Source organism: Paraburkholderia flava (genome assembly GCF_004359985.1).
Classification (GTDB): Bacteria; Pseudomonadota; Gammaproteobacteria; order Burkholderiales; family Burkholderiaceae; genus Paraburkholderia; species Paraburkholderia flava.
In genome coordinates this window covers 1,155,306-1,178,910 of sequence record NZ_SMRO01000003.1, presented here as the reverse complement: position 1 = coordinate 1,178,910, position 23,605 = coordinate 1,155,306, and the positions used below count along the sequence as shown (strand labels likewise).

Sequence of the window (23,605 nt, the reverse complement as noted above, 5' to 3'; positions counted from 1 at the left end):
TACACCGGGTAGTTTACTTTTCTGAAAAATAAACTACACTGCCGAGTGTACATTCATCTCCGGATCACCTCTCTCATGACGTCGCTACCCGCTTTATTCAGCCGTGTACTGGGTTTCACCGCCGCGCGACGCGGTCGCGAGCGGTCGAGTTCGTCGCCGCAGCACGACGGCGAACGCTTCCATAACGTCAAGCCGCGTCCGGTCGAAGGCGTGGGCAAGATGCTCGGCATCGCGTGGGACATGTTGGTCAACAAGCCGGGCGGTACGGTGCCGGCAGCCAGCCTGCCGGTCGATACGCTGACGCGTGCGCAACTCGACGCCGCACCTGACCGCAGCCTCTACCGGCTCGGCCATTCGACGATGCTGCTGAAACTGCGCGGCCAGTTCTGGCTGACCGACCCGGTGTTCGCCGAGCGCGCATCGCCGTTCCGCCACTTCGGTCCGAAGCGCTTTCACGCGCCGCCGATCGCACTCGCCGATCTGCCGCCACTGCGTGGCGTGATTCTTTCGCACGATCACTACGATCATCTGGACCGCGAAACCGTGCTCGCGCTTGCGCAGACCACGGGCGTGTTTCTGACGCCGCTCGGCGTCGGTGACCGGTTGATCGAATGGGGTATCGACGCATCGAAGGTGCGGCAGTTCGACTGGTGGCAAGGCACCGAGGTCGACGGCGTGCAGTTCACCGCGACGCCCGCGCAGCATTTTTCCGGGCGCAGTCTGTTCGACGGCAACAGCACGTTGTGGGCATCGTGGGTCATCGTCGACGACGATCTGCGTGTGTTCTTCAGCGGCGACGGCGGCTACTTCGACGGCTTCAAGGCGATTGGCGAACGTTTCGGACCCTTCGATGTGACGCTCGTCGAGACCGGCGCGTACAACGCGCAATGGCCGTACGTTCACATGCACCCCGAAGAAACGGTGCAGGCCCACATCGATCTGCGCGGCCGCTGGTTCGTGCCGATTCACAACGGCACGTTCGATCTTTCGATGCACCCGTGGCAGGAACCGTTCGAACGGGTGACGGCCCTGGCCGTCGAGCGTGGTGTTGCGCTGTCGACGCCGCGCATGGGCGAGCGGCTCGATCTGACTGCGCCGCATGGTGGCGAGCGCTGGTGGCGCAATGTGGCAGAGCCTGTCGCGAAGTCGAAGGCTGCGTGGCGCCTGTGTGCTGCGCACGATGCGGGGAACGCGAAGTCTTGATGATCTTTTAGGGCGGCGTCTGCTCGACGCCGCCCCGTTCGCTTGCTAAGCAAAATTCGCACGCTCGACATGAACAAGCCGACGTGCGACACAACACCCAAGCACGCTCAAACAAACCGTCCGCCCCCGTCGAGATGTAAAACCTCGGCATTCACATACCCATTCCCCAACAAAAACGCGATCGCTTCGCCGATCTCATCCGCGCGCCCGATACGGCCGCCTGGCAACGCCGCCGCAGCCTGCCCAAGCAGCGCCGCACGCGTGTCCGCATCGAACGTGTCGAACAACGGCGTATCGACAAACCCCGGCGCAACCACGTTCACGCGAATCGGTTTCAGTTCGAGCGCGAGCGAGCGCGCCAGCGTCTCGATACCGCTCACCGCCGCGCCGAGCACCGACGTCCCGTTGCCCGACGGACGATCGGCGAGCTGTCCGCTCATCAGCACGATCGACGCGGTGGACGGCATCAGCGGCAACGCGGCCTTGATCGCGTAGACGGCGCCCGCGATGCGCTCCTGCAGCGCCTTGAGCAGGTGCTCCGGGTCCGAGTCGGCGAGCTTGCCCGCGACGAAGCTGCCCGCAGTGATCACGAGGTGATCGACACGCGCAATGCCGCCGAACACCGCTTCGACCGACTGCCGGTCCGCGATGTCCGCAACAGCCGTGCGCGCACCGCCGACCGACCGCGCGGCGACGTCGAGCCTCTCCCGCGTACGCCCTACCAGCGTAATCTCCGCGCCGCGCGCTTTCGCCGCGGCCGCAGCAGCGAGACCGATCCCCGAACTCCCACCGAACACGACGACCTGCGCGCCATCCAGCGACGATTGCGTTCCGATATTCATATGTTCCCCGTCAAAAAAGTGAAGACGGATGAACGTTACGTCATTCCAAATCACAGCAGAATGCGCAAGAATTGCATATAGGCCATGCCACGGAGGAATGACTTGGATTCTCTTCAATCGATGCGACTGTATGCGCGCGCGGTCGAACTCGGCAGTTTTTCCGCCGTCGCCCGCGAAGAAAAAATCACCCAGCCGACGATGAGCAAGATCATCTCCGCGCTGGAAAAAGACCTCGGCGTGCGCTTGCTCGACCGCACGACGACAAGCCTCACGCCAACCGACGAAGGTCGACGTTTCTACGAACGCTGCAAGCGGGTCGTCGAAGAATATGTCGATGCAGTCGCGGACGTGCGCGGACAAACGCAACGACCGGTCGGCACGCTGATCGTGACCGCGCCGATGGGACTCGGCGAATTGCGGCTGAATGCGCTGATGCTGGAGTTCCTGTCGATGTACCCGGAGATCGACGTCGAGTTGAATCTGACCGATCGCGTGATCGATCTGGTTGAGGAAGGTGTCGACGTCGCAATCCGGATCGGTGGCGATCTGCCGCCCAACGCCGTGGCCCGCATGATCGCGTCGTCGCCGCGCGTGCTGATCGCAACGCCGGAATACGTCGCACGCACGCCGACAATCCGCAAGCCGGAAGACCTGCTCGCCCATCGATACGTCGGCTACGCGCGCTCGCACATCGGCGCGGAACTGGAATTCACGCGCGGCGCGCAGAGAATCGTCGTGCGGCCTCGCGGCCAGTATCGCGTGAACAGTTCGCTCGCGTTGCGCGAGTGCTATCTGGAGGGCTCCTGCGTGGGTGCCGCGCCGGGCTGGCTCGTTCAGGATCTGATCGATTCGGGCCGTCTCGTGAGGCTGCTGCCCAGGTGGGACATGTCGCCTCATCCGATCTATTTCGTGTTGCCGTCGCGCCGCTATCAGCCGCTGAGAACGCGCGCTTTTTTCCAGTTTCTCGCGGAGCGGATACCGACGCTGCCGGGAATTCATGCAGCGCCTGTCGTTGCGCCGCGTCGATCGAGTTAACTCACGGACTGCGCAACGGGAAACTTCCACGTGTCGTCGAGAACCCTGGCGCGCGGGCGAAAATAGCAATCCGAAGTGCGCCTTTAGGGACGCAACTTCGCTTTTGCGCCTTCGCGGCGTTCAAGCCTGGCGAACAATGTTGAGTCTCGAATGAAACTCAATATGCCCTATGAAAGCGAGCGCAGATCAGCACCCGTTGTGCCTTGAACCTTTGTCGACCCCACAGGTATTCGAAACCGATCGTTTCCTTGTCGTAGCGCTGTCGGGTTTCGACGCACGGAACCTGTTGACAGTGCTCCTTCAGGATGAAGCCCTGGCTTCGCGGGTCGACTGGATGAAAGACAAGTCCAGGGACGGCGCGTTGCAACAGGCGTTCGGCATTGAGCTGCAATGCAATGCGGGGCAAGCCAAGGTATGGAGCATTGTCAATCGAGCGAGGCGCATGCAAATTGGGGCTGTTATCGTGCGGCATTCCCTCGAGGGGCTTGATCTCGATGTACTGGTTGCATCCCGGTTTTGGGATCAGGACGTTTCCGACGAAGCAGTTGCCCCGGTCATGGCATGGCTGGAAAACGCGCATCTCGCGCTGCAATAGCACACACCCTTGGTCTATCGAATCTTGAGGCGCCGCGTCCTGCTAATCCATCAACCGCCGCAACCGCAAGATATCGCTCAACCCATAATCGTTCGGATCCGGCTGCGGACGTCGATGATCAGCGGCTATCCGCGTCGCCAGATGCAACGCGTCCGAGCGTTCGCGCAGCAACGCCTGCAATGCATCGGCGACAATCTGCCGGTCGCTGAAGCGCGTCAGGTCGAGCATGAAGCGCGGTTCCTGTCGCTGCGCCGGAACGCGCACGTCAGGTTGATCAAACCGCAGCACCGGTAGTTCGTCGGCAATCTCGCACACCGCGTCTGTTTGCATGTCGTCGTCCTCGTTTGCACGTACTCGCGCGGTTCACATCATCGATGCTAGATCGGCCTCGCCGCCGATGCTCGAAGCAGGCGGCTGCGGCTGCGTTGCAGCAGTCGGCCGCGTCTCGCTGCCCGCACCCAACCCCGTGCCGCCCGAACGCCGCCGCGTCGCCTGCCGCTCGATCACCCGCTGCAGCAGACAGAACACGCACAGCAGCGCGCCGATCACGATGCGCGTCCACCACGAACTAAGCGTACCGTCGAACGTGATCAGCGTCTGGATCGTGCCGAGAATCCCGACGCCAAACATCGAGCCGATCATGTAGCCGACACCGCCGGTCAACAACGTTCCGCCGATCACGGTCGCCGCGATCGCGTCGAGTTCCATCCCCTGCGCCTGCAGGCCGTAACCCGACAGCACGTAGAACGTGAACACGACGCCGCCTAGCGCCGAGCACAACCCGCTCAGCGCATACACGCCGACCTTCGTGCGCGCGACCGGCAAGCCCATCAGCATCGCCGAGCGTTCGTTGCCGCCGACCGCATAGACGTTGCGCCCGAAGCGCGTGAAGTGCGCAACATAGATCGCAATCGCGAGTGTCGCGAGACCGATCAACGCGCCCGCGTTCAGCGAGCCCCCGCCGATCGACACGTTGAACGCCGCGATCGCATGAAACGTCGGTTCGTCGATCGTGATCGACTGCGTGGTGATCAGAAAGCACGCGCCGCGCGCGAGAAACATGCCTGCCAGTGTGACGATGAACGGCTGCAGTTTGAAGAAGTGGATCAGCGCGCCCATCGCGGCACCGTACAGCGCGCCGAACGCGAGCACGACTGGCACGATCACCCACACGGGCCAGTGCAGCCACTGCGCGCCGACCGCGCACAGGATCGTCGTCAGCGCGACCACCGCGCCGACCGACAGATCGATGCCGCCCGACACGATCACGAACGTCATCCCGATCGCGACGATCAGCAGGAATGCGTTATCGACGAACAGGCCGAGCAGCACCTGCATCGAGAAGAATCCGGTGTACATCACCGAGCCGAAACAGAACAGCGCGGCGAATAGCGCGATCGTCACGACGATCGGCAGCGTGCGGGGATCGGCCAGACGGCCGGCCAGCTTTTTCATGATGCCGTCGTTCCTGTGGAAGCGCGCGACTGCGCGGAGGGGAAAAGTCGCAGCACGTGCCGCACGAGCAACGCGCGCGCCGTGTCGGACTGGATCACGCTGACGACGACCACCACGACCGCTTTAACGACAAGCGTCGCTTCGGGCGGCACGCCGATCGAATACGTCGTGTACGTGAGCGTCTGGATGATCAGTGCGCCGAGCACGGTGCCCGCGAGACTGAAGCGTCCGCCGACCAGCGACGTGCCGCCGAGCGTCACCGCGAGAATCGCGTCGAGTTCCAGCAGCAGCCCCGCGTTGTTGCCGTCGGCACTGCGCACGTTCGAACTCGCGATGATCCCTGCGACCGATGCCATCAACCCCGAGATCGCGTAGACGCTGAACACGATCGCACCGGCACGCAGGCCCGCGAGTCGCGCAGCCGACGGATTGATACCGATCGCGCGGATGAACAGACCGAGCGCGGTGCGGTTCACGAGCAGCGCGAACACGACCGTCACCGCGATCGCGATCCACACCGAACACGGCACGCCCGCGAGGTAACCGTCGCCGAGCATGAGATAGGCCGGTGCGCCGATCGGGATGATCTGGCCGCCGGTCAGCAGTTGCGCGGCGCCGCGTCCGGCGACCATCAGGATCAGCGTCGCGATGATCGGCTGCATGCCGACGAACGCGACCAGCAGGCCGTTCCACATGCCGGCCAGCAGGCCCGCACCGAGCGCGGCGAGCAATGCCATGCCGATCTGCGAAGGATCGGCCGCGAGCACGGTTGCGGCTGCTGCACCGGCAATCGCGACGATCGCACCAACCGAGATGTCGACGCCGCGTGTAGCAATGACGAGCGTCATCCCGAGCGACACGATCACCAGCGGCGCCGCGCGGTTCAGGATGTCGATCGGTGCGCCGAACAGATGGCCGTCGAGCATCGTGATCGACAGGAAGGTCGAGCGATGCACGACGTCGATGATGAACAGCAGCACCAGCGTCAGCGACGGCCAGATCAGTTGATGAGCAAATAACGCACGGAGCCGGTTCATGCTTCACCTCCTGCAATCAACCGATACACCTGTGCTTCCGACAGCGGCGCGTCGCCGTTTGCCTCGCTGGAAATCTCCGCAACCTTCCGACGATCGCGAAGCACCGCTATCCGGTGACTCACGCGCACCACCTCGCTGACTTCGGATGAAATGAACAGAATGGCCAGCCCCTTCGCGCACAGCGCGAGCACGCGGTCCATGATCTCGAACTTCGCGGCGACGTCGATGCCGCGAGTCGGCTCGTCGAGGATCAGCATTCGCGGTTCGGTCGCGAGCCAGCGCGCGAGCAGCACCTTCTGCTGATTGCCGCCCGACAGCAGCCCGAGCGGTTGCTCCGCATCGCGTGCCTTGATGCCGAGGCGTTCGATATAGTCGTCGGCGATCTCGCGCTGACGTGCGCGGCCGAGCATGCGCCACCAGCCGCGCCGCGCCTGCAGCGCGAGCACGATGTTTTCGCGGATCGACAGCTCGGCGACGATGCCCTCCTTCTTGCGATCCTCCGGGCAATACGCGATGCCGTGCCGCACCGCATCGCGCGGCGAACGGATCTTCACGGTCTTGCGATCGACCTGGATCGTGCCGGTATCGGCGCGGTCCGCGCCGAACACAAGCCGTGCGGTCTCGGTGCGACCTGAACCGAGCAGCCCGGCGAGGCCGAGAATCTGCCCCGGCCGCACATCGAGATCGAACGGATTCATCAAGCCACGCCGACCGACGCCCTGCAACGACACGAACGGCTCGAAACCGTTGTCCTTACGCGCGACCTCGGATGCACCGCCTTTAAGCCGCTCGGTCATCCGCTCGTGTCCGGTCATCTTCGCGACCAGCAACTCGACCGGCAGATCGCGCGCAAGATATTCGCCTTCGCGTTCGCCGTTGCGCATCACCGTGATGCGGTCCGACACCGCGTAGGTCTGCTCCAGAAAATGCGTGACGAACAGGATCGCGATGCCCGATGCCTTCAGTTGCCGCAGCACCGCGAACAGCCGCGCGACTTCGCCGTCATCGAGACTCGACGTCGGTTCATCGAGAATCAGCACGCGCGCATCGACCGACACCGCGCGCGCAATCGCGACCATCTGCTGCACGGCGATCGGATACGCGTCGAGCGAACGCGTGACGTCGAGTGTGATGTTCAGATTCGCGAGCGCTTCGCGTGCCCGCGTGTGAATCGTCTTCCAGTCGATCGCGCCGCGCTTCACCGGCTGCCTGCCCGCGAAGATGTTCTCCGCGACCGATAAATTCGGGCACAGGTTCACTTCCTGATACAGCGTGCGGATGCCAGCCGCTTCGGCTTCGAGCGGCGTCGCGAAGCGCACCGCTTCGCCGCCGAGCCGGATCTCGCCGGCGTCATGACCGAACACGCCGGTCAGTACGTTAATCAGCGTCGATTTGCCGGCGCCGTTCTGGCCCATCAACGTATGGATCTCGCCGGGAAAGAGGCGAAAGCTCACCTGCTGCAACGCCTTGACGCCGGGAAACGTCTTGTCGATGCCGGTCATTTCGAGAAGTGGTGCTTGGGTCATAGGCCAATGACAGGCAGAGGGAACGGGACGACCGTCGCACGCAAAAGGCGAGGCACCCGGTAAGAAGCGCGCACGGCGGCGCGCTTCAACCGTGGAACGTCAGGCGTCGACTATCAATACTTACGCGTCGGCATGATCTGCGCGGCGACCGACATCGGGAACACGGTCTCGTTTGTGACAATGCGCTTCGGCAGTTGCTTGCCCGCGACGACTTCCTTCACTGCCGTCATCAGTTGCGGCCCGAGCAGCGGGCTGCATTCCACGTCGACGTTGATCTTGCCCGCGACCATCGCCTGGAAGCCGCCCTTCGTCGCATCGAACGAGACGACGCTCAGGTCCTTGCCCGGCTTGATGCCCGCTTCTTCCATCGCCTGGATCGCGCCGAGTGCCATGTCGTCGTTGTGCGCATAGACGACGTTGATCTGCTTGCCGTAGGTTTTCGCGAACGCTTCCATCACCTGCTTGCCGCCGGCGAGCGTGAAGTCACCGCTCTGCGACGCGATGATCTTGAACTTCGGATCGTTCTTGATGATTTCCATCAGGCCCGCGTGACGGTCGTTGGCCGGTGCGGAACCGACGGTGCCCTGCAGCTCGGCGATATTGATCGGACCGGCGTCGTTCTTGTAGCGCTCTTCAAGCCAGCGGCCTGCGCGCCGTCCTTCCTCGAGGAAGTCCGAACCGATCATCGTCGTGTACAGCGACGTGTCCTTCACGTCGACGGCGCGGTCCGTCAGGATCACCGGAATGTGCGCGGCCTTCGCCTCGGTCAGCACCGGCTCCCAGCCCGACTCGACGACCGGCGAGAACGCGATCACGTCGACCTTCTGCGCGATAAACGAGCGGATCGCGCGAATCTGGTTTTCCTGCTTCTGCTGCGCATCGGAGAACTTGAGTTCGATGCCGGCTTCCTTCGCCGCGCTCTTCACCGACACGGTATTGGCCGTGCGCCATGCGCTTTCCGCGCCGACCTGCGAAAACCCGAGCGTGATGTGCTTGTCCTGCGCAGACGCGTCGATACTCGCGGCCAGCGTAAGCGTCGCGCCAAGCAACGTGCCGATCGCGAATTTCCTGATGAGCCTCATGTTCTGTCTCCGATGTCGTTGGTTTCTTCGTGGGTTTTCGTTGGTCTTTCGTGGGCGTTCGTCATTCTTCGCAGGTCTTCGTGACACCGTGCGCCGGAGCGGCACGGCCTGGTGCTGCGAGGGGAAACGGGCAGGCGTTCTGTCGTGTGGGTGCCTGTCCGGTGAACGGTGAACGGTGAAGCCACTACTTACGGGCTGATTCGACGGGGAATGCGCTGCGCTCTGTTTACTTCGTTTGCCGTTGTTTCTCGTTGTTTCTCTCAGGCGCCTGTGGGAAGGCACGTGCGGGGGCCGCCCGCTTCGTCCTGCTTCGCCTCGCCCACAGGCTAGACATGCAGTCTACGGACGAGCCCGATCACGTTCTAATGAAAATTCGGACGATTTCGATATCCAGTTCGATATTCGTAGTAATACCTAAACGTACTGGACAGGCCCGGTGGGCGGGCATGCGGAAGAAGAGTGAGCAAAACGAAAGCCGGCGCGGCGATGCATCGAAAGCATCGCGGCGCCGGCTTTTCGATGTTTAGTTCTAGCGACCGGGGCTGGACGTCTACGCGCTGCGTGCGACGTGGGACCAACCCGCGAGCAACGCGGGCAGCTGCGTCATGTCGTCGAACACGGTGGCCACGCCCACTGCGCGCAACGCGTCGGCAGTGTGATGTCCCAGGCCGCCTGGGCTGTAGCCGAACACCGTCGCACCTGCGGCGACACCCGCGGTCGCACCGGTGGCCGTGTCTTCGACGACCGCGCAGCGCGTGGGATCGACGCCGAGCGCGTCGGCCGCGACGAGGTACACGTCCGGGAACGGCTTGCTGCGCGGCAGGTCGTGACCGCTGAACACACGGCCCTCGACGCGATCGAGCAAGCCGACCTTCGCGAGCTGCATCTCGACCTTGTGCAAATCCGCGCCTGATGCGACCGCGATCCGGCCGTCGAGCGTCCGATGCAGCGCGCGCACCGCATCGACCGCACCGGGAATCGCGACGAGTTCATCGACGAGCGCCGCATTGCGCCGCTCGCGAAACGACGCGAGCCATTCGGGCGTGATCGCGACGCCGGTGTTCGCTTCGATCCGCGCCGCCTCGTCGCGCACCGTCTTGCCGACGAAGATCCGCATCGTCTCCTCGACGCCGATGTGCCAGCCGAGCTCGCCGAGCATCGTCGACAGCACGCGGTTCGTGATCGGCTCCGAATCGACGAGCACGCCGTCGCAATCGAAGATGACGGCATCGAAGGGGAAATCGGACATCGCGGAGGAAGGGAAAGAAGGGGGAAGCGGCGAGGATACCGCAGCGGGGGGATCGATGTGCGGTATGCCTTACGCCACGGCATTACCCCAGAAAGAACGCCCCCGGCAGCAGCGCATCCGCGCTCGTCACCTCGACCGCACCGGCGAGATTGCCGAGCACCACCGTCAACGTCGGCTTGCCGATTTCGATGATCACCTGACGGCACGCACCGCACGGCGCAATCGGACCGTCGGTATCGCCGATCACCGCGAGCGTGTCGAAATCGCCGGGCTTGTAGCCCGCCGCGATCGCCGCGAACAGCGCTGTGCGCTCCGCGCAATTGCACAACCCGTATGACGCGTTCTCGACGTTGCAGCCGCGAAAGATCGTGCCGTCCTTCGCGCGTAGTGCAGCGCCGACGTGGAACTTCGAATACGGCGCGTACGCGCGGTCGCGCGCAGCGCGGGCTTCGTCGAGCAGGGCTTGATGAGACGTCGGGGTCATCGCGTGGTCCTTTTACGAAAATCAGTTCGGCACAAGAAACGACGTGCCGTCCGCGAACGGTTCGAGTCCGAACCAGCCGGCGAGGCTCTGCCCGATGTCCGCGAAACTCTCGCGCACGCCGAGGTTCGACGGCTTCACGCGCTTGCCGTACACCAACACCGGTACGTGTTCGCGCGTGTGGTCGGAGCCGGGCCACGTCGGGTCGCAGCCGTGATCGGCGGTGAGGATCAGCACATCGTCGTCGGCCAGCAGCGGGTAAATCTCCGGCAAGCGGCTGTCGAAATATTCGAGCGCCGCCGCGTAGCCCGCCGTGTTGCGGCGGTGTCCGTAATTCTGGTCGAAGTCGACGAAGTTCGTCATCACGAGGCTGAAGTCGGGCGCTTCGCGCACGGCGTCAAGCGTCGCCTGCCACAGTCCGTCGAGTCCGCTCGCCTTCAGCTTGCGCGTAACGCCGACGTGCGCGTAGATGTCCGCGATCTTGCCGATCGACACGACCTCGCCGCCAGCCTTCGCGAGTTTTTCGAGGACGGTCGCGGCCGGCGGAGGCACCGCGAGATCGCGACGATTCGCGGTCCGCACGAAGCCGTGCTGCGCATCGCCGGTGAACGGCCGCGCGATCACGCGGCAGATCTCGTAGCGATCCACCTCTTCGCGCGCGATCTCGCACAGGTCGTACAGACCTTGCAGCCCGAAGGTCTCTTCGTGGCACGCGATCTGGAACACCGAATCGGCGGATGTATAGAAGATCGGCTTGCCGGTCTCGCGATGTTCATCGCCGAGTGCATCGAGGATCGTCGTGCCCGACGCGTGGCAGTTGCCGAGATAACCGGGCAGCCCCGCGCGCCTCACGAGCGCGTCGAGCAATTCCGGCGGAAACGAATGGGTCGGCTCGCGGAAGTAACCCCAGTCGAACCGCACCGGCACGCCCGCCATTTCCCAGTGACCGGACGGCGTGTCCTTGCCCGACGACAGTTCGCGCGCCGCGCCGTATGCGCCGATCAACTCAGGCTCGCTGGTAAAGCCTGCGGCAAGCGTGCCGGTTGCGAGTCGATTCGCGAGACCGAGGCCGAGTTGTTCGAGATGCGGGATTCGCAGCGGTCCGCTTCTTTCGACGTTCGCGGTACCCCGAGCACAATGCTCCGCGATATGACCAAGCGTATCGGAGCCGACGTCGTTGAAGCGCACCGCGTCCGGCGTCGCGCCGATGCCGAGCGAATCCAGAACGAGAACGATCGCGCGCATGACGGTGCCTTACTCGATCACGTCGTACAGACTCGGCGGTACGTCCGCCGCGTCGTCGCCGAGCGAACAGGCAGCGATGATCTCGTCGGCGGCACGCTGTGCGGCCGCTTCGTCGCGAGCATGGACGACGGCGAGCGGCTGCCCCTTGTCGACGCGCGCACCCAGTTCGACGATGTCGGTCAGACCCACCTGGTAGTCGATCGCATCTTCGGGCCGACGACGTCCACCGCCCAGCCCCACCACCGCAAGACCGATCGCGCGACAGTCCATCTTCGCGACGATCCCCGCGCGCGGCGCTGCAACTGGCCGTATAACGCCGGCACGACCGAGATAACGATCCGGCGCATCGAGCAGATCGGCGGGACCGCCGAGCGTGCGTACCATCCGCGCGAAACGTTCGGCTGCAGCGCCCGAATCGAGCGCGGCGACCAGTTGATCGCGCGCCTGCGCGACATCACGCGCGAGCCCGCCCAACACGAGCATCTGCGCAGCCAGCGCGAGCGTCACGTCATGCACGCGCGCGGGTTGCGTGCGGCCCGTCAGGTAATCGATCGAGAAACGCACTTCGAGCGCGTTGCCCGCGCACGGCGCAAGCGGCTGATTCATGTCGGTAAGCACGGCGGTCGTCTTCATGCCGGCACCGTTGCCGACCGCAACGATGCTGCGCGCCAGCTCGACCGATTTGTCGTAGCTCGGCATGAACGCGCCCGAGCCGACCTTCACGTCCATCGCGAGACCGTCGAGGCCCGCTGCGAGTTTCTTCGACAGGATCGACGCGGTGATCATCGCAACCGATTCGACCGTCGCGGTCGTGTCGCGGATCGCGTAGATGCGTTTGTCGGCGGGCGCAAGCTGCGCAGTCTGACCGATGATCGCGACGCCGACGTCGCGCACCGTCGCGCGAAACGCGTCGATGTCAGGCGTCACGTCGTAGCCGGGAATCGACGCGAGCTTGTCGAGCGTGCCGCCGGTGTGACCAAGGCCACGGCCCGAGATCATCGGCACGAAGCCGCCACATGCGGCAACCATCGGGCCGAGCAGCAGCGACGTCAGATCGCCGACACCACCGGTCGAATGCTTGTCGACGACCGGTCCCGGCAGATCGAGATCGTGCCACTTGAGCACGGTGCCGGAGTCGCGCTGCGCGCATGTCATCGCGACGCGTTCGTCGACGCTCATGTCGTTGAAGAACACTGCCATCGCGAACGCGGCGACCTGCCCTTCGGTGACGCTGCCGTCGGTGACGCCCTGCACGAACGCCGCGATCTCGGCTGCGCTGAGCGGTTGACGGTCGCGCTTCTTGCGGATGATTTCCTGCGTGAGCAGCATGATGGCCTGGCCCGGGAATGCGAAATTGAAGAAGAACGCTATCAGTGTAGCGACAGAAACGTGCCGGCGATCGCCGCGCTCATCAGATTGGACAGCGTACTCGCCGCGACGACGCGCAGCCCGTAGCGCGCGACCTCCGAGCGCCGCTCGGGCGCGACCGCGCTAAAACCGCCGGCAAGAATCGCGATCGACGAGAAGTTCGAGAAGCCGCACAGCGCGAACGACACGATCGCGATGGTCTTCGGATCGAGCGCGTGCAGCCCCGCCGCCGCGACTTCCTGCGCGCTCTTCAGATACGGCGACAGGTCGACGTACGCGACGAACTCGTTGAGGATCAGCTTCTCGCCGATGAAGTTGCCCGCGATCTGCGCATCGTGCCACGGCACGCCGATGACCCACGCGAGCGGCGAGAACACGTAGCCGAGAATCATCTGCAGCGTCAGCGACGGATAGCCGAACCAGCCCGCCACACCGCCGACAATCGCGTTGAGCAGCGCAATCAGGCCGATGAACGCGATCAGCATCCCGCCGACGTTCATCGCAATCCGCAGCCCGACCGCCGTGCCCGATGCGGCTGCTTCGATCAGGTTCGCCGAACGGTGTTCGTCGAAGTTCAGCTTCTCGGGGATCGGCTGCGGCGCTTCGGTGGTCGGCAGAATGATCTTCGCGAACAGCAGCCCGCCCGGGATCGCCATGAACGATGCAGCCAGCAGATATTCGAGTTTCACGCCGAGCCCGACATAGCCCGCGAGCACCGAGCCCGCCACCGCGGCCATGCCGCTCGACATCACCGCGAACAGTTCGGCGCCCGTCATCTGCTTGATGAACGGCTTCACGAACGCGGCCATTTCGCTCTGGCCGAGAAAGATCGTCGCGACCGCGGAGCACGCTTCGATGCGGCTCACGCCGAGCAGTTTTTCGAACAGCCCGCCGAGCCCGTTGATGATCCACTTCATCACGCCGAGGTGATACAGCACGGCGATCAACGCGGTCACGTAGATGATCATCGGCAACACGCGTAGCCCGAACACGAAGCCGCTGCCGCCGAACAGCTGGAACATCTTGTCGCCGACGAGCGCGCCGAACATGAACTCGACGCCGCGATCGCCCATCTGCAGCACCTGGTTGACGCCATAGGCGGCGGCGACGAGCGCGCGGCTGCCGATCGGCACGAACAGCACGAACGCGCCGATCGCGAGTTGCGCGACGAACGCGGGAATCAGCGTGCGCAGGCTGATCGCTCGTCGATTGGTCGACAGCGCGTACGCGATCAGCAACAGCAGACACATGCCACCCAGGCTGCGGACGATATTCACGTGGGGCTCTCTGACGTGGGGGTTGCGCGGCCGGACGAAAACGCCCGGCGCGAAGGAGGCCGCTACTGCGGCGCTTGATAGTTACATAACAAAAAATGTTTCGAAATTCTCATGACGATCCGGAGCGGTCACAATGCGGGTTTTCACCGAGCGTGACTGTGCGAGCCGTGAGGAGGACTGGCGGAGAGTGATGCGGGATGCATCTTTTGAGATAGGAGGTGTGCGGCGACCGAACGCGTTTTACGCGTGGCAAAACTTCGTGTGCGGGTAATGCTCGTGTGATGAAGCTAACGGCGAAAGAGAATTCGAGCGCGCGGCGAGTACCGCATTGTTAACTTCTTCGCGTCAGCTTTTCAACGCACGACGCGCGTTCACGTCGCCCCAGGCGTGCGCGATCTCGCCTGGGTCAGATGCCGTTGCATCAGCGCAGCGGCCCATTCGAAGTCGCCCTTCTCGAGCGCATCGATGATCTGCAGATGCTCGGTGCACGACACGACGTGCCACGGCCCCTTGAAGTGCGCGACGTACTCGTCGAGTCGGCGCATCTGGTTCTGCTGCTGCATCGCCTGCACGATGAAGCGGTTGCCCGAGAAGCGCGCGATCATCTCGTGGAACTCCGCGTTCAACGCGAACAGTTCGGTCGCATCCGGCGGATTGCCGCGCCGGTCGACCAGCCGTTGATGCGCATCGCGCACCCGCGCGAGCTGCGCGGCATCCACCTTGAAACCCGGCTCGCGGATCGCCGCGCATTCGAGAATCAGACGGAAGCGATAACTCTCGGCCATCGTGTCCGGCGTATTGAACGCGGGCAGGAAACGCCAGCCGTGTCCCTTGCGCTTTTCGATCAGGCCATCGGATGCGAGCCGCACGAGCGCTTTCGTCAGCACCGCGCGTGAAGCACCGTAGCGTTCGAGCACATCCTTCTCGGTCCACGCGGCAGGCAGTCGGCCATGCGTGTAGTCGTCGAGCAGACGCCGACGCAGTTCGTCGCCGGTGATCGTCTCGCCGAAACTCGGCACCGCAGCGGGCGGCGTCTGCGTGACGAACACGCCTTCACGTGCGCGGAAATCGGCGAGCCCGTGTTCGGCGATCAGTTGCAGCGCTTTGCGAACCGGTGTGCGCGACACCTGGAACGTATCGGCGAGTGCGTTCTCGGACAAATGCTGGCCAGGCTGCAGTTCGCCGTTGACGATCTGCTGGCCGATGCGGCGCGCGAGATCGACCTGCAGCGGACTGAAGTTCGACGAAGAATCGGAAGGATCAGAGGAAGCGGAAGCGTTCATCGGGACCGAAGACGAAGGCGGCATGTGACGCCGCAGCCCACGGATTCTACCTGTGCGTTATTCATTGCGCGGTCTCGCGACCAATCTGCTGCAGCACGTCGGCAAGCGTGCCGAACAACGTATCGATCTGCGCAGGCTCGATGACGAGCGGCGGCGACAGCAGCATCGTGTCGCCGGCTGCGCGGATCAACACGCCGCGTTCGAGGCAGCGCGTATGCACGTCGAAACCGCGCTTGCCTGGTGCGCTCGGTGCCCCGGGCAACGGCGCGAGATCGATCGCAGCGAGCAATCCGAAGTTGCGCACGTCGAGAACACCCGGACACTCGCGCAACGCATGCGCCGCACGCTCCCATTGCGGTTCGAGCGATTTCGCACGCTCGAACAACTGCTCGCGACGATAGACACCAAGCGCAGCCAGCCCCGCCGCGCACGCGAGCGGATGCCCCGAGTACGTGTAGCCGTGCGCGAACTCGATTGCGTCGGGCGGCGCCTGCATCAGCGCGTCGTACACGTGCTCGCGCACGAACGTCGCGCCCATCGGCACCGCGCCGTTGGTGAGGCCCTTCGCGCTCGTGATCAGATCGGGCGTCACGCCGAAACGCTTCGCCGCGAACGATGCGCCGACCCGACCGAAACCGCAGATCACTTCGTCGAAGATCAGCAGGATGCCGTGCGCGTCGCAGATCTGCCGCAGTCGTTGCAGATAGCCGACCGGCGGCACGAGCACGCCGGTCGAACCCGCGACCGGTTCGACGATCACCGCAGCAATCGTCGATGCGTCGTGCAGCGCGACAAGACGCGTGAGTTCGTCGGCGAGATGCGCGCCCCACTCCGGCTGGCCGCGCGTGAACGCCATCTGCGCGCGATCGTACGTGCTCGGCAGATGATCGACGAACGGCAGCAGATTGCCGTACGCCTTCCGATGCCCCGCGATCCCCGACACCGACAGCCCGCCGAAACCGACGCCGTGATACCCGCGCTCGCGACCGATCAGGCGCACGCGCTGCGCGTCGCCGCGCGCACGGTGATACGCGAGCGCGATCTTCAACGCGGTATCGACCGCCTCTGAACCCGAGTTCGAAAAAAACACCTGACCGAAACCGTCGGGCGCTTCGTCGAGTAGCGCATCTGCGTATTCGAATGCGAGCGGATGCCCCATCTGGAACGACGACGCGTAGTCGAGCGACGCTGCCGTCGACGCGATCGCATCGACGATCTCGCGGCGCCGATGGCCCGCGTTCACGCACCACAGCCCCGCGATCCCGTCGAGCACCGTCTTGCCGTCGTCGCGACGGTAGTACATGCCGTCCGCTTCGACGAACAGCGGCGGCCGCGCCGCCTTGAAGCGGCGATTCGCGGTGAAGGGCATCCAGTAACGCTCGAGATCGGGCGAGCCGAGCTGCGTGGGTAGGGTCATGGTTGTACTCAAGCTATAAAAAGTACAATCAGTTTGGTCTAAAGCGAAAACAAAAACAACCACCAGCCAATTCTCAGTACGGGTAAATCGCAAAATTTAGGGGTTTTCCCGAGATATCACCCGAAGGCATATTGAATTTATTTTCGTTTTAGTACACTCCTTTCACCAACCCGTCATTCAGGAGCGCCCCGCGATGTCCACGTCCGAAGCTTTTCCTTTCGTCGAAGTCGACGGCAATCCGTTCGAGCGCGGTGCCGCCCACGGCCGCGCGGTCCCCGAACGGGTTGCCCGCAGCGTCGCGTTGTACCGGCGACAGCTCGAACGACGCGGCGTCGAGACGGCGCGGCAGCGTGAACTCGCCGCATCGATGACGCCCGCGATCGCTGCGTTCGAGCCGGCCTATCTGGAGGAAATGCGCGGCATCGCGGCGGGCGCGCAGGTGGCGCTCGAAGACGTGATCCTGATCAACTGCCGCACCGAGATGATGTTCGGCCACGGCGAACTCGCGCGTGCACGCGGTGCGCTCGACGACGGCTGCACGGGTCTCATCGTGCTGCCGCCCGCGAGCGCGACGGGTCGGCTGATGCATGCGCACAACTGGGACTGGCGTGAGGAATGCACGGACACCGGCATCGTGCTGCGGATGCGTCGCAGCGACGGCCCCGATCTGCTGACCTTCACCGAGGCGGGCAGCCTCGCGCGTCACGGTTTCAATAGTGCGGGCGTGTCGCTGACCGGCAACTTCCTCACGTCGAACCGCGACTATCAACGTCCCGCCGACGTGCCGCTCGTTCTCGTGCGTCGCAAGATGCTCGAAGCGCCGAGTCTCGCCGCCGCGATGAAAGTGGTGTGGAACACGCGGCGTTTCTGCTCGAACAATCTGCTGCTCGGGCATATGGGCGGCGAAGCGTTCGATCTCGAATGCGCACCCGACGAAATTTTCTGGCTGCAGCCGGAGAACGACGTGCTGGTGCATGCGAACCACTGGCTGTGTCCGGTCGCGCGCACGAAGCTCGACGATCTCGGCTTGAAGTCGGGGCCCGACACGCTGTACCGGCAGCGTCGCGTGGAGGTCGCGCTCGCCGCTGCGCAGCGTGACGGCGGCAAGATCGACTGGACTACCGTCAAAGCGATTCTCGCCGACGACTACGGTTCGCCCGACAGCGTGTTGCGCTCGCCGAAACCTGCGAGCCACGACAGCATCTCGGCGACCGTCGCGACGACGCTGATGGACCCGGAGGGCCGCACAATGTGGATCGCGCGCAAGCCGTACGCGAACCGCGAATTCGTCGAGTACACGCTGTGATGCGCATGCGCCGTCCCGCGTATGCGGCTGCGCTCGCGTGGGTCGCGTTCGTCGGCATCGCGAGCGCGGCGCTTGCGGCAACGGCGCCCGCATCACACCCCGAGATCCGTTTCGCCGACGGCTCCGACACGCCCAGTTCGATGCCCGGCCATCAGTCGCGCAACACGTCGACCGACAACATCCTCGGTCACGTCGTCGAATCGCTGGTCGCGTTGAAGGCCGACATGTCGATCGGTCCGATGCTCGCGGACAGCTGGACCGTGTCGCCGGACGGCACCACGTACACGTTCCGGCTGCGCGACGGCGTCCTCTTTCATAACGGCGCGCCGGTCACGTCGGCCGAAGTGAAGTGGAGCTTCGACTATTTCATGAACCCGCGCTCCGGCTTCGCGTGCCGCGCGGTCTACACCAGCAATCGCGGCGTGAAAGTGCTGGCGGTGCGCACGCCCGATCCGCACACCGTCGTGTTTCAGCTCGAGCATCCGTATGCGCTGTTCCTCGCACAGCTCGCGAATCCACGCTGCCCGCTCGCGGTGCTGCATCCGGACAGCGTCGATGCGCAGGGCCGCTGGGTGAAGCCGATCGGCACCGGCCCCTACGTGTTCGGCGAATGGCGTAAAGGCCAGTACGTGCTGCTCACGCCGTTCGCGCAATACAAACCGCGACCCGAGCCGCCGAGCGGCATGGCCGGCGCGAAGATCGCGTATGCGCCGGTGCGCTTCGTCGTGATTCCGGATCAGGCAGCGCAGAAATCCGCGCTGCTGTCGGGCCAGGTCGACGCGGTGACGATCGACGAAAACGACATCCCGCCGCCCGATCCGCGCTGGCAGATGGTCGTCGGGCATGGTGCCGATCCGCTGGTGCTGCTGATGCAATCGCGTGATCCGTTGCTCACCGATCCACGGATGCGCCGCGCCATCGCACTCGCGCTCGATCTGCCGAATCTCGCGAACGCGGTGAGCAACGGCCGCGCCGAGTACAACCCGTCGCTGGTGCCGACCAGCGACACGCTGTACGACGCCGGCGATCGCACCGGTTATCCGCACGACGTCGCCGAAGCGAAGCGGCTCGCGGCCGAGGCCGGTTATCGCGGGCAGACGCTGAAGCTCGAAGTGAGCCGCCGCTATGCGCCGATCTACCGGCTCGGCGTGTACGCGCAGGCGTTGCTGTCGAAAGCGGGGATTCATACCGAACTCGACGTCGTCGAATGGGCCACGCAGTTGAGCGATTTCCGCTCGGGCCACTTCCAGATGATGGCGTTCGCGTACTCCGCGCGACTCGACCCCGCGCAGATGTACGCGGACGTGATCGGCGACAAGACGAAGATGCCGATGGCGCAGTGGGAAAACCCCGCAGCACGCACGGCGTTGCAAAGCATTTCGGGCGTCACCGATCCCGCCGTGCGCGCAAAAACCTTCGACACGCTGCACGCAATGATGCTCGCCGACACGCCGATGATCGTGCTGTACGACTCACCCGATCTGATGCTCGTGAGCCGGCGGCTCGAGGGCGTGTCGTCGTGGCCGCTGCGGCGCGTGCGCTTCTTCAACGTCAAAAAGGTCGCGACGACCGCCGAGGGCACCCGATGATTTCGTACCTCTTCCGGCGCATCGCGCTGGCGATCCCGACCGTGCTGATCGTCGCGCTGCTGGTGTTCGGCATGATCCGCGCGATTCCCGGCGACCCCGCGAGCCTGATGCTCGGCGACATCGACGACCCCGCGCTGCTCGCGCAGATGCGTCACTCGCTCGGGCTCGATCACTCGGTGCCGGAGCAGTTCGTGCGCTGGGCGATGCATCTGATGCACGGCGATATGGGCATGTCGATCGTGCGGCATCAGCCGGTGCTCGACCTGATCCGCGAGACCTTTCCGGTCACCGCGCAGATCGTGCTGACCGCGACGTTCTTCGCGTGCCTGATCGCGATTCCGGCCGGGCTCGTCGCCGCGTGGGCGCAAAACCGCCGCACCGATTTCGCGATCGTCTTCACGACGATCCTGCTCGTGTCGATGCCCGGCTTCTGGGTCGGCATCCTGCTGATCTGGCTTTTCGGCGTCGAACTGCACTGGCTGCCGACGTTCGGTTTCGAAACGTTCCAGCAGGCGGGCTGGGGAACGATCCGCTACTTCGTGCTGCCGGTGATCGCGATCGTGCTGACCGAGATCGCGGCCGTCACGCGGATGATGCGCGCGAGCAGCATCGAAGTGCTGCGCCTCGAATACGTCGCTCATGCGCGTGCGAAAGGATTGTCCGAGCGTCGCGTGCTGTTGCGTCACGTGCTGCCGAATGCGTTCGGTCCGGCGCTCACGGTGATCGGTCTGATCCTCGGTCACCTGCTGGCGGGCGCGGCCGTGATCGAGACGGTGTTCACGTTGCCGGGGATGGGCCGGCTGCTCGTCGAGAGCATCTATGCGCGCGACTATCCGGTCGTGCAGGGCTGTCTGCTGCTGATCGCGTTGCTGTACGTGCTCGTCAATCTGATTGTCGATCTGCTGTATCCCGTGTTCGATCCGCGAGTGAGGCTCGGATGAGAGTGTTCAGACGCATCAATCTCGTACTCGGCGCGACGCTGGTCGGCGCGTTGTTTCTGCTCGCGCTCGCGGGCCTCGTGCATACGCCATACGATCCGCTCGACGTCGATCTGTTCTCGCGCTTCGCCGCACCGTCCGCACAGCACTGGTTCGGCACCGACGAATTCGGCCGCGACGTGCTGTCGCGGATCATGGCCGGCGCGACCGTGAGCCTCGCGGTGAGCGCGCTGTCGGTGCTGTGCGCGCTCGTCGCGGGCACGACGATCGGCACGGTGTCGGGCTATGTCGGCGGCTGGGTCGACCGGCTGGTGATGATGGCCGTCGAAGCGTTGATGGCGTTTCCCGGACTGCTGCTCGCGCTCGGCATCATGACCGTGCTCGGACCGTCGCGCTGGGGCGTCGTGCTGGCACTCGGTCTTGCGTACACGCCGTCGGTGACGCGACTCGCGCGTGCCGGTGCATTGTCGCTGCGGCAACGCGATTTCGTCGTCGCGTCGCGGGCGATGGGTAACGGCGGGACGTGGACGCTGTTTCGTCACGTGCTGCCGAACTGCGCGGCGCCACTGTTGATCTTCGCAACGACGCTGTTCGGCTCCGCACTGCTCGCCGAAAGCGCGCTGAGCTTTCTGGGCCTCGGCGTGCCACCTCCGTCGCCGACGTGGGGCGGCATGCTCGCCGACAGCCGCAACGCAATGGATCACGCGATCTGGCTCGCGATCTTTCCGGGCGCGACGATCTCACTCGCGCTGCTCGGCATCAACCTGTTCGGCGACGCGTTGCGCGATCTGCTCGATCCGCGGATGAAGGGGGTGAATGCATGAACCGGGTCGAAGTGTCTGCGTCTTCTTGCGTCGAGATCTCGTCATCGTCTTCAGCGCCGTTGCTTGCACTGCGTGATCTCACGATCGCGTTCCCGAATCGCGCAGGCGATGCGCAACCCGTCGTGCAGCAGGTCGGCTTCGACGTGCATGCGGGCGAGACGCTTGCGATCGTCGGCGAGTCGGGCAGCGGCAAGACGATGATCGGCAAAGCGCTGCTCGGACTACTGCCCGATGCTGCGCGCGTGCTGTCCGGTAGCGCGCGCTTCGACGGTCGCGAACTGCTCGGTGGTACGTCTGCGCAATGGCGTGCGCTGCGCGGCACCGGCATCGGCATGGTGTTTCAGGAGCCGATGGTGTCGCTGAACCCGGCGTTTCGCGTCGGTGAGCAGTTGACCGAGGCGCTCGTCCGGCGTCGCGGCGTTCCCAAACAGCAGGCGTGGACGCAGGCCGTCGCGATGCTCGAACGCGTGCGTGTGCGCGATCCGCAGGGTTGCATGAAGCGCTATCCGCACGAGTTCTCCGGCGGCATGCGGCAACGGATCATGCTCGCTGCAGTGATGCTGCTGCGCCCGCGTCTCTTGATCGCCGACGAGCCGACCACCGCGCTCGACTGCGTCGTCCAGAAAGAAGTGCTCGACCTGATGCTGTCGCTGACGCGCGAGGAAGGCACCGCGCTGATTTTTATCAGCCACAACCTCGCGCTCGTCGCCGCGTACACCGAGCGCGTACTGGTGATGCGGCGTGGCGTTGCTGTCGAAAGCGGTCTGGTTGCGCGTGTGCTGATGCGGCCCGCGCATGACTACACGCTGAAGCTGCTCGAAGCGTTGCCGCGACGTGCTCCGGATTCTGATGAAGTCGCCGATGCTTTGACAACGCCCGTTGCAGAGACGCCCGTGCTCGACGTGCGCGGTCTCGCCGTCGACTACACCGTGCCGGGTCGCTGGTTCACGAAGACGCAGATGCGCGCGGTGCACCCGCTGTCGTTCGCGCTGCATGCGGGGCAGACGCTCGCGATCGTCGGTGAGTCGGGTAGCGGCAAGACGAGCGTGACGAAGGCGCTGATGGGACTCGTCGAGCGTGCGGAAGGCGACGTGCTGCTGCACGGCGAGCCTTTTCTCGATGCGGGTCGCGATGCGCTGCGCCGTGCGCGTCGCGCGATCCAGATCGTCTTTCAGGACCCGTACTCGTCGCTCGATCCACGGATGCGTGTCGACGAACTCGTGCGCGAGGGACTGCGGCCCGATCCCACACTCGATGCCGCCGCGAAACGCGCGCGGGTCGTCGAAGCGCTCGCCGACGTCGGCCTCGACGGCTACGGAAAGCGGTATGTGCACGAACTCTCGGGCGGACAGCGTCAACGCGTCGCGATTGCTCGCGCACTGGTGAGTCGCCCTGCGGTCATCATCGCCGACGAACCCGTATCCGCGCTCGACGTCACCGTGCAGAAGCAGGTGCTCGATATGCTCGTCGCACTGCAGGCGCGTTATCGCTTCGCGTGTCTGCTGATCTCGCACGATCTCGGCGTCGTCGAGCAGATCGCGGATCGCGTGATCGTGATGCTGCGCGGGCATGTCGTCGAGGAAGGCTCGCGCGATGCGGTGTTCGACGCGCCGCGTCATCCGTACACGCAGCGGTTGCTGCAAGCCGTTCCCGAATTGCGCGGCGATCGTGAGAACGGCTTTACCGTGCAGACGCGCGACGTGCCCGACGATACGGTGCCGCGTGCGTACTTCGATGCGGAAACGCAGCGTAGTGGTTCTTCCACGGAAACACTCGCGCGCTGCACGCTTGTCGATGTGATGGCGGGCGATGCGTCGCATCGTGTGGCCGTGCGCGATGGACCTTAATCGTCG

The 23,605-nt window shown here is 64.5% G+C and carries 21 protein-coding genes; 8 read left to right on the top strand and 13 right to left on the bottom strand.

What is annotated here, in order from left to right:
* Positions 1–75: 75 nt before the first annotated feature.
* Positions 76–1,203 (top strand): MBL fold metallo-hydrolase, encoded by a 1,128-nt coding sequence (locus E1748_RS27845; protein ID WP_133650457.1) that lies wholly within the window; start codon positions 76–78, stop codon positions 1,201–1,203.
* A 107-nt stretch (positions 1,204–1,310) separates the two neighbouring features.
* On the opposite strand, the gene E1748_RS27840 is transcribed toward E1748_RS27845, so the two are convergent.
* A complete protein-coding gene (locus tag E1748_RS27840) occupies positions 1,311–2,045 on the bottom strand; it encodes an SDR family oxidoreductase (protein WP_133650456.1) in 735 nt (244 codons plus the stop codon).
* Between the two features lie 102 nt (positions 2,046–2,147).
* On the opposite strand from E1748_RS27840, the gene E1748_RS27835 reads away from it, so the two are divergent.
* On the top strand, positions 2,148–3,080 hold the full coding sequence (locus E1748_RS27835; protein ID WP_133650455.1) for a LysR family transcriptional regulator: 933 nt from the start codon (positions 2,148–2,150) through the stop codon (positions 3,078–3,080).
* Positions 3,081–3,249: 169 nt separating this feature from the next.
* On the top strand, positions 3,250–3,675 hold the full coding sequence (locus tag E1748_RS27830) for a hypothetical protein (RefSeq protein ID WP_133650454.1): 426 nt from the start codon (positions 3,250–3,252) through the stop codon (positions 3,673–3,675).
* A gap of 42 nt (positions 3,676–3,717) precedes the next feature.
* On the opposite strand, the gene E1748_RS27825 is transcribed toward E1748_RS27830, so the two are convergent.
* The 12 genes from E1748_RS27825 to aptA form a co-directional block, all read right to left on the bottom strand.
* A complete protein-coding gene (locus E1748_RS27825; protein ID WP_133650453.1) occupies positions 3,718–4,005 on the bottom strand; it encodes a hypothetical protein in 288 nt (95 codons plus the stop codon).
* Between the two features lie 33 nt (positions 4,006–4,038).
* A complete protein-coding gene (gene yjfF / locus E1748_RS27820; protein WP_133650452.1) occupies positions 4,039–5,130 on the bottom strand; it encodes a galactofuranose ABC transporter, permease protein YjfF in 1,092 nt (363 codons plus the stop codon).
* Entirely contained in the window at positions 5,127–6,167 is a 1,041-nt protein-coding gene (locus tag E1748_RS27815) for an ABC transporter permease (RefSeq protein WP_133650451.1), read from the bottom strand. Before E1748_RS27815 ends, yjfF begins: the two co-directional genes overlap by 4 nt.
* Positions 6,164–7,693, bottom strand: a complete 1,530-nt coding sequence (locus E1748_RS27810) for a sugar ABC transporter ATP-binding protein (RefSeq protein WP_133650450.1) — start codon at positions 7,691–7,693, stop codon at positions 6,164–6,166. The genes E1748_RS27815 and E1748_RS27810 overlap by 4 nt, the downstream gene beginning before the upstream one ends.
* A gap of 113 nt (positions 7,694–7,806) precedes the next feature.
* Entirely contained in the window at positions 7,807–8,775 is a 969-nt protein-coding gene (locus E1748_RS27805; RefSeq protein WP_133650449.1) for an ABC transporter substrate-binding protein, read from the bottom strand.
* Positions 8,776–9,325: 550 nt separating this feature from the next.
* Entirely contained in the window at positions 9,326–10,024 is a 699-nt protein-coding gene (locus tag E1748_RS27800) for an HAD family hydrolase (protein WP_133650448.1), read from the bottom strand.
* 82 nt (positions 10,025–10,106) lie between these two features.
* Positions 10,107–10,508 carry a cytidine deaminase gene (locus E1748_RS27795; RefSeq protein ID WP_133650447.1) on the bottom strand — a complete coding sequence of 134 codons (402 nt, stop codon included), beginning with the start codon at positions 10,506–10,508 and terminating at the stop codon, positions 10,107–10,109.
* Between the two features lie 21 nt (positions 10,509–10,529).
* Positions 10,530–11,750 (bottom strand): phosphopentomutase, encoded by a 1,221-nt coding sequence (locus E1748_RS27790; protein WP_133650446.1) that lies wholly within the window; start codon positions 11,748–11,750, stop codon positions 10,530–10,532.
* A 9-nt stretch (positions 11,751–11,759) separates the two neighbouring features.
* A complete protein-coding gene (gene deoA, locus E1748_RS27785) occupies positions 11,760–13,079 on the bottom strand; it encodes a thymidine phosphorylase (protein WP_133650445.1) in 1,320 nt (439 codons plus the stop codon).
* A 41-nt stretch (positions 13,080–13,120) separates the two neighbouring features.
* Positions 13,121–14,395 (bottom strand): NupC/NupG family nucleoside CNT transporter, encoded by a 1,275-nt coding sequence (locus E1748_RS27780; RefSeq protein WP_133650444.1) that lies wholly within the window; start codon positions 14,393–14,395, stop codon positions 13,121–13,123.
* A 371-nt stretch (positions 14,396–14,766) separates the two neighbouring features.
* The gene (locus E1748_RS27775) at positions 14,767–15,678 is read right to left on the bottom strand and encodes a GntR family transcriptional regulator (protein WP_133650443.1); all 912 of its coding nucleotides are present in this window, start codon (positions 15,676–15,678) and stop codon (positions 14,767–14,769) included.
* Positions 15,679–15,739: 61 nt separating this feature from the next.
* Complete coding sequence (aptA, locus tag E1748_RS27770; protein WP_133650442.1) at positions 15,740–17,095, bottom strand: omega-aminotransferase AptA; 1,356 nt, start codon at positions 17,093–17,095, stop codon at positions 15,740–15,742.
* A 193-nt stretch (positions 17,096–17,288) separates the two neighbouring features.
* Here aptA and E1748_RS27765 point away from each other — a divergent pair, with 193 nt between their 5' ends.
* From E1748_RS27765 to E1748_RS27745, 5 genes are read left to right on the top strand one after another with little or no spacing between them, the layout of a single operon-like run.
* Positions 17,289–18,401, top strand: coding sequence for a C45 family autoproteolytic acyltransferase/hydrolase (locus E1748_RS27765; RefSeq protein WP_133650441.1), 1,113 nt, complete (start codon positions 17,289–17,291; stop codon positions 18,399–18,401).
* The gene (locus E1748_RS27760; RefSeq protein ID WP_205965304.1) at positions 18,401–19,990 is read left to right on the top strand and encodes an ABC transporter substrate-binding protein; all 1,590 of its coding nucleotides are present in this window, start codon (positions 18,401–18,403) and stop codon (positions 19,988–19,990) included. The genes E1748_RS27765 and E1748_RS27760 overlap by 1 nt, the downstream gene beginning before the upstream one ends.
* Complete coding sequence (locus E1748_RS27755) at positions 19,987–20,931, top strand: ABC transporter permease (protein ID WP_133650440.1); 945 nt, start codon at positions 19,987–19,989, stop codon at positions 20,929–20,931. Before E1748_RS27760 ends, E1748_RS27755 begins: the two co-directional genes overlap by 4 nt.
* Positions 20,928–21,752, top strand: a complete 825-nt coding sequence (locus tag E1748_RS27750) for an ABC transporter permease (protein WP_133650439.1) — start codon at positions 20,928–20,930, stop codon at positions 21,750–21,752. The genes E1748_RS27755 and E1748_RS27750 overlap by 4 nt, the downstream gene beginning before the upstream one ends.
* Positions 21,749–23,599 carry a dipeptide ABC transporter ATP-binding protein gene (locus tag E1748_RS27745; protein ID WP_133650438.1) on the top strand — a complete coding sequence of 617 codons (1,851 nt, stop codon included), beginning with the start codon at positions 21,749–21,751 and terminating at the stop codon, positions 23,597–23,599. The genes E1748_RS27750 and E1748_RS27745 overlap by 4 nt, the downstream gene beginning before the upstream one ends.
* The last annotated feature ends 6 nt before the right edge of the window (positions 23,600–23,605 follow it).